General features: G+C 46.7%; 7 protein-coding genes and 1 pseudogene. 5 read left to right on the top strand and 3 right to left on the bottom strand.

Annotated features, from left to right (window positions below; genetic code table 11):
- Positions 1-68 precede the first annotated feature (68 nt).
- The 5 genes from JF818_RS13170 (at position 69) to JF818_RS13150 (ending at position 4,570) form a co-directional block, all read left to right on the top strand.
- On the top strand, positions 69-713 hold the full coding sequence (locus JF818_RS13170) for an HAD hydrolase-like protein (protein WP_198892444.1): 645 nt from the start codon (positions 69-71) through the stop codon (positions 711-713).
- Between the two features lie 129 nt (positions 714-842).
- Entirely contained in the window at positions 843-1,238 is a 396-nt protein-coding gene (locus JF818_RS13165) for a RidA family protein (RefSeq protein WP_255528461.1), read from the top strand.
- Between the two features lie 13 nt (positions 1,239-1,251).
- On the top strand, positions 1,252-2,370 hold the full coding sequence (gene gcvT, locus JF818_RS13160) for a glycine cleavage system aminomethyltransferase GcvT (RefSeq protein ID WP_198892443.1): 1,119 nt from the start codon (positions 1,252-1,254) through the stop codon (positions 2,368-2,370).
- Positions 2,370-3,674, top strand: a complete 1,305-nt coding sequence (locus JF818_RS13155; RefSeq protein WP_198892442.1) for a hypothetical protein — start codon at positions 2,370-2,372, stop codon at positions 3,672-3,674. Before gcvT ends, JF818_RS13155 begins: the two co-directional genes overlap by 1 nt.
- 8 nt (positions 3,675-3,682) lie before the next feature.
- Positions 3,683-4,570, top strand: coding sequence for a zinc ribbon domain-containing protein (locus JF818_RS13150; RefSeq protein WP_198892441.1), 888 nt, complete (start codon positions 3,683-3,685; stop codon positions 4,568-4,570).
- Here the strand turns inward: JF818_RS13150 and ybaK are convergent.
- The 3 genes and pseudogenes from ybaK to JF818_RS13135 form a co-directional block, all read right to left on the bottom strand.
- Complete coding sequence (gene ybaK, locus JF818_RS13145) at positions 4,567-5,034, bottom strand: Cys-tRNA(Pro) deacylase (RefSeq protein WP_198892440.1); 468 nt, start codon at positions 5,032-5,034, stop codon at positions 4,567-4,569. The genes JF818_RS13150 and ybaK overlap by 4 nt on opposite strands.
- Positions 5,035-5,123: 89 nt before the next feature.
- Positions 5,124-6,095, bottom strand: coding sequence for an ABC transporter permease (locus JF818_RS13140; protein ID WP_198892439.1), 972 nt, complete (start codon positions 6,093-6,095; stop codon positions 5,124-5,126).
- Positions 6,092-6,282 (bottom strand): annotated as a pseudogene (locus tag JF818_RS13135) (ABC transporter permease); the annotation flags it as partial. The pseudogene JF818_RS13135 and the gene JF818_RS13140, both read right to left, overlap by 4 nt.

The following is a 6,282-nucleotide window of genomic DNA, read 5'->3' as shown; positions in this document are numbered from 1 at the left end:
GATGAGAGGTGTGATCTTGTAGCCTCAAACGGCTTGATACAAGATTGGATTTTGCATATGGTGCATGCATGAACTTCAAACTTGCAATTTTTGACCTTGATGGGACACTCATGAATACCTCTCCAGGGATATTCGCATCAGCTAATGCCGCGATAGAGAAGCTGGGCTTGCCCCCAGAGCATGATGTTAATCAACTGAGTAAATTCATAGGGCCTCCCATTACGCAATGTTTTGTGAAAGTGTACAATCTTGAACCATCCCTGATAGATGAAGCTATTGCTCTCTACCGGGTTGAATACGACACGCATGGACGCTTCAATGCTCATCCATATACAGGTATCCCACAGCTATTATCCACCTTGAAAAAGCGAGGGTATCTGCTTGCAGTGGGAACCTTGAAGTATGAACTTTTGGCAAAACAGATGATGGAACATTTCAATCTTGATGGGTATTTCGATTCCATCAGGGGCGCTGATCTGGATTCAACGCTCTCAAAGGCAGATATTGTAAACAAGGTACTCAATGATCTCTCGATTGATGCAAACGATGCGGTACTTATCGGCGATACATATCATGACCAGAAAGGTGCCACTGAAGCAAAGGTTCCCTTTATTGCTGTAGACTGGGGCTTTGGTTTTCCCAAAGGGCATATGAAGGATGAGACAACGCTTGCCGTTGCCCGAAGCCCGGAAGAGCTGCTCAATTTACTATAAGAGCGTGAGTTTCCATCCCTAAACAATGCAATTCTTCTCATTTTATGATACGCTGTGTTGGTCAGTAGATTTATCTGGAAAGATATAACTGATAAACACATCTTTTATAGAAAGAGGAGAACTTATCATATGATGTTTCAACTGAAAAAAACACAAGTTTCCACTGCTAATGCTCCTGCAGCAATCGGTCCATACAGCCAAGCTGTTGTAGCAGGTCCCTTCGTCTTCACGAGTGGCCAACTTCCTGTCGATCCAACAACCAACGAGTTGGTAGGTGGGGATGCAGCGAATCAGGCAAAGCAAGTATTTGAAAACCTGAAAGCTGTGCTGGCAGAAGCTGGTACCGATCTTTCAAAGGTTGTCAAGGCAACTGTGTTCCTGAAGAATATGGATGACTTTGGAGCAGTCAATGAGGTCTATGCATCCTATTTTGGTGAAGGAATCCTCCCAGCTCGTTCAGCGGTACAGGTCGCAAAACTACCCAAGGACGTTTCTGTAGAAATTGAAATGATTGCCTTAGCATAAGTAAAGGTTAGCCATGAAACACACACCACTGTATGAGCGATACAAGAACTACCCTGGGGTCAAGTTGATCGACTTTGGAGGTTGGGAATTGCCTGTGCAATTTGAGACAGGCATCCTTGGTGAGCATAACGCTGTGAGAGAACGTGCGGGACTGTTTGATGTTTCCCACATGGGTGAGTGCAATGTAAGTGGGGAGACAGCAGCCTCCTACCTTGATTATCTCTGCACCAACTCAATCAGTGATATGCAAGTAGGCCAATGTCGCTATACACTGATGTGTTATCCTGATGGAACGGTGGTTGATGACTTACTCATCTACCGCCGCTCCGATATCTCTTTTATGGTTGTAATGAACGCATCCAATTGTGAGAAGGATCTGGAATGGATCAAGCAAGGCAACCCCAAGGCTGGGGAGTGTCCAATGGTACAGGACATTTCCGATGCAACGGTTCTGTTGGCTTTGCAGGGACCCTTAGCTACCAAGATTCTATCTACCCTGTTGCCTGATTGTGATAGCTTGCAAACCTTCCGATTCCGCAGTCAGTGTGAAGTGGGCGAGGTGATGGCACTCATCAGTCGAACAGGGTACACAGGTGAAGATGGGTATGAGCTGTATTGTGCTGCTGAAGATGGGCCACTACTCTGGGATATCCTGTTGGAAGCAGGCAAGCCGTTTGGCCTTATCTGTTGTGGACTGGGAAGTCGTGACACCTTGCGTATGGAGGCAAAACTGCCATTGTACGGTCATGAGATCAGCGACACTATTACCCCATTGGAAGCCAATCTTTCCATGTTTGTGAAGCTGGAAAAAAGTGATTTCTGTGGAAGGGATGCTTTACTTTCCCAGAAAGAAACGGGTATTCCCAGAACGCTGAGAGGCATAGAGATGGTAGATAAGGCGGTTCCCCGTAGTGGTTACCGCGTATTCCTGGAAGATGAGGATATCGGGTATGTTACCAGTGGGACAAAAAGCCCTACCTTAGGTATCTTTTGTGCCTATATCCTGATCAAACGAGAAGCCGGACTCAAATTCGGTGACACCGTGGATATTGAAATCCACGGGCAACGCAAGAAGGCAAAGCTGGTGAAGACGCCTTTTTATAAGCATGGAGTGAAAAACAGCGAATTATAATGAAACGCATCCAAAATTTTGCACCTGAAGGTTTCATCGCTCTCGATAACTCTGCATTGATTTATCCTCCCACTGAGGCTGTGTTCAATGCGAATACATTCCGTGTCTCCATGGATTTTTCGTTTACCATAAAGAAAACAATCCTGGAGCAAGCCTTGCACGACCTCCTATATCGTTGTTCCTATGCGAAGATTCGGTTACATACTGGTTTCTTCTGGTACTACCTCTCTCCCAATGATGCGGAGCCAGTTGTCCATGAAGAGGGAAGTTACCCCAGTGGAAGATTTGCATTCAAGGAGAACAATGGGTACCTTTTCAAGGTACTCTACAGTGAGCACCGAATAGCATTGGAGTGTTTTCATGCACTTACAGACGGTTCTGGTGCGATGAATTATCTTAAGCTATTGGTTGAGCGTTACTGTCATCATGCAGGAATACAACAGGTCAAGTTTTCTAGTGGATTGGACTATAAGGTACGACCCACAAAGCAGGAGTTCAGTGACCCGTTTCAACATCTCTACGATAAGCATGTACCCTCATATCCTACGATCAGCAAGGCCTATCATCGCAAAGGAAACGGACCTTTCGATGATCGGGTAAAGGTTATCAGCGCTACCATTTTAACCGAGCAGATCAAGGAACGGGCAAAAGAGAGGTCTCTTACCATTGGTGAGTATCTCTCATCAGTCTACCTCTACAGTCTGCAGCAACTGCAAATTGAAGAGATTCCTAATCAGAAGCAGCGAAAGCCTATACGACTTTCTGTCCCTATGAATCTGAGAAGAATATTCGGCTATGATACGATGAGGAATTTTACCCTGTTTGCCGTCGTCGGTATCGAGCCAGCATTAGGCTTCTATGAGTTTGATGAGATTGCCACTGAAGTTCATTTACAGATGGTCCAGGCGCAGTCGAAAAAGCGGTTGTTGAGCCAGATCAAGCGAAATGTATCCGGGGAAAGAATCCCCATAATTCGTTTTGCTCCTACTGCTTTGAAAAATCCTCTATTCAAGCTACTCTCGGATTTTCTTGGCGATGACCAGTACAGTGGAGTAATCTCAAATCTTGGGTATGTTGCGCTGCCTTCTCAATTGGAGAATCAGGTGGTGCGTTGTGACTTCCATCTGAGCCCCGGGTTGCTGAACAAGATAAGCTTGTCGGTCATTGGCTATCTCGATAGGATTGTAGTGAATTTTAATAGTTTCTATGCAACAGACACCTCCTTGGAGCGGATCTTCTGTACCTTCTTGGTGGAAGATGGTATCCAAGTCGAAATTGCAACCAACAGGGAAAATACGAGGTAAATACAACCATGGCATATTGCGTACGATGTGGAGTCAAATTAGCTAGTGGGGCAAAGACTTGCCCATTATGTGGGACAGAGGTCCTTCTTCCACCAGGAATGGAGGAGCCGTCCAGCGAACCTCTCTTTGCAAAGAAATTACCCCCAGAGGGAACTCGTGGTATCACCAAGGCAAGAAAAGGCTTGGTTGAATTAATCGTGGCCTTGTTTGTGGTCAGCGAGATCACCGTTGGGCTCTCCCTCTTCTTTTCTGGAGCCTTGTCGTATGCCTTCATTCCCCTGTTCTGTATAGCCATGGCTGCCATAAGCCTCATTGCTGTTGTGTTGGCAAAACCCCGCTATGTCAATCATGCAAGTTGGCAAAGCCTGATTGCTGCGATCTTGCTCCTTGGGCTTGATGGGTATGATCTAACGTGGGCTTGGTCACTCATTGCAGCTGGTGGTATTGCAATGTTCTGGATGTATGGGGTGTTTCCTTGGACCAGATGGGCAAAGAAGTATGCGAAGGGGAGTGTAGCACTAAGTGTATTGACCACTCTCTTCTATGTAGCGCTTATCAACGTGGTTGTCTCTGGCTCATTTACTTGGTTCCTTCCAGTAGCCATTCCAACTCTCCTTGCTCTTTTGGTTGGATCCTCTCTGTTCCTCTTCTGGTTTGCCAATAGAAAGGGAAACAGGATTCCCATTGCAGATATTGTGCTTGGGTCAATGGTGGTTCTTTTTATTTCCAGTGCAGTGTTTGATGGTGCACTAACCCGCTACCAAACAGGTGCTGTCTATCTTCGTTGGGCAAGCAGTCTTTTGGTATCGGCAATCGTTATCCTGTTGTTTATGGTTGCCGTCTCTCTATCCCTGCGCCTCAGGAGATATTTCACCAGTCATAATAGACATGACTAAGTAAAGTCTGCAAACTGTCCTTGTGTGGCTGATACGAGGTCTTCCGGTTTGATTCTCAGCTGCAAGCCACGCATTCCTGCACTCACATGGATATACGGCTCTGTCTGTGCGACTTCCTCGATGAATGTAGGGAATTTTCTTTTCATCCCCAAGGGGCTGCACCCTCCACGTATATACCCGGTTACAGACTGTAACCGGTCAAGCTTCAATAGCTCTATATCCTTGCTACCTGTCAAGGCTTTCACCTTCTTCAGGCTGACAGAGAAATCCGCAGGAAGGCAGAATACAAATATCTGTTTCTCACTATCTTCCAGTACGATTGTCTTGAAAACCTGTGAAGGTTCCAAGCCTGCAACCTCACTCGCATGAACTGCATCCAGGTGCTCTTCATCCCACATATATTCCACTACCTCATAGGGAATGGCTTGCGCTTCCAGAATTCGCATTGCGTTGGTCTTTTTCATGGAAGTATGGTACTTGTTTGCAAGCAGGTGTGCAAGCAAGGAGAAGGGGACCCGAAGGTCCCCTTATGATGACAGATTGATCGAGGTGATTATTTGTCGTCTATGGCAAACGATGTTCCTAATGCAGAAGGAGAGGCAAATGAGCCTTTTTTCTTCTGGTTGATGATGGTCATGGCAGCCAACGCAACAAGTGTGATCAGATACGGCGAGAATCCAAGGAACTGGCTTGGGATTACCATCTTCAGTCCAGCAGCCTGTAGGCTGAACTGCAAACTGGTGATACCACCAAAGACCAGTGTTCCAATTACTACACGAGCCGGATTCCAGGTGGAGAAGATAACCAAGGCGATTACAATCCAGCCTTTGCCCCCGGTCATGCCTTCATTCCAGCTGGGAGTGAAACTCAGAGAAAGACAAGCTCCACCAAGACCAGCAAGCATACCCCCAATTACAGTGTATAGATAGCGGATCTTGGTAACCGAGATACCCATTGATGCTGCTGTTCTTGGATTCTCACCCACAGCACGGACCACCATACCATGCTTGGTCTTGTACATGAAGAACCAGGCAAATGGAATAAGAGCGTAGAGTGCGTAGGTAAGCAAGCTCACATCAAAGAGGGCTCCCAGGATGGGAATATCACTCAAGAATGGGATTGCAATGTTGCTGAACTTGTCAGGGATGTTCATACCGGTGAGGTTGTATCCATTGGATGCAGGTCCAAGACGTTCCCCCAAGAAGTTGGCAAGACCGGTACCGAACATGGTGATGGCAAGACCTGCCGGAACCTGATTGGCCCTCATCGTAATACAGAGGAATGCATGGATGAGGCTGAAGAACCCTCCCACCAGCATTGCCATCATCAGGGCTAGGTACAGATTACCGGTATTGAACGCAGTGGTGAATCCTGCAAGAGCTCCCATGAGCATGATGCCTTCCATTCCAAGGTTCAGTATCCCTGTCTTCTGGGTATAGACCTCTCCCAAGGTTGCATACGCAAGGGAGGTCCCCATGGCCAATGTTGCCGCTAGTAGTTTCGTGATGAAATCAAGCATGTTCATGCGGTAACCTCCTTACGGGTTTTGATGACGAGCAATCGGTACTCGATAAAGATATTTCCTGCAAGCAATGGGATAAGAATCAGGCCCTGGAGGACTGCTCCCATTGCATTGGGCAGTTTCATGGTCATCTGCAAAGCATCATTACCCGCTTCGAGAGCAGCCATGAAAACTGAGACCACAATAGATA

The sequence above is a fragment of the Sphaerochaeta sp. S2 genome, assembly GCF_016406725.1.
In the GTDB taxonomy this organism is placed as follows: Bacteria; Spirochaetota; Spirochaetia; order Sphaerochaetales; family Sphaerochaetaceae; genus Sphaerochaeta.
Note: the sequence above shows the minus strand (reverse complement) of the source record. Positions and strands in the feature narration are given on the sequence as shown.

Bases quoted from the DNA above. Each gene is read 5' to 3' on its own strand.
- ybaK (WP_198892440.1), bottom strand. From the start codon at position 5,034: ATGAAAAAGACCAACGCAATGCGAATTCTGGAAGCGCAAGCCATTCCC.
- JF818_RS13165 (WP_255528461.1), top strand. From the start codon at position 843: ATGATGTTTCAACTGAAAAAAACACAAGTTTCCACTGCTAATGCTCCT.
- JF818_RS13150 (WP_198892441.1), top strand. From the start codon at position 3,683: ATGGCATATTGCGTACGATGTGGAGTCAAATTAGCTAGTGGGGCAAAG.
- JF818_RS13170 (WP_198892444.1), top strand. From the start codon at position 69: ATGAACTTCAAACTTGCAATTTTTGACCTTGATGGGACACTCATGAAT.
- JF818_RS13155 (WP_198892442.1), top strand. From the start codon at position 2,370: ATGAAACGCATCCAAAATTTTGCACCTGAAGGTTTCATCGCTCTCGAT.
- JF818_RS13140 (WP_198892439.1), bottom strand. From the start codon at position 6,095: ATGAACATGCTTGATTTCATCACGAAACTACTAGCGGCAACATTGGCC.
- gcvT (WP_198892443.1), top strand. From the start codon at position 1,252: ATGAAACACACACCACTGTATGAGCGATACAAGAACTACCCTGGGGTC.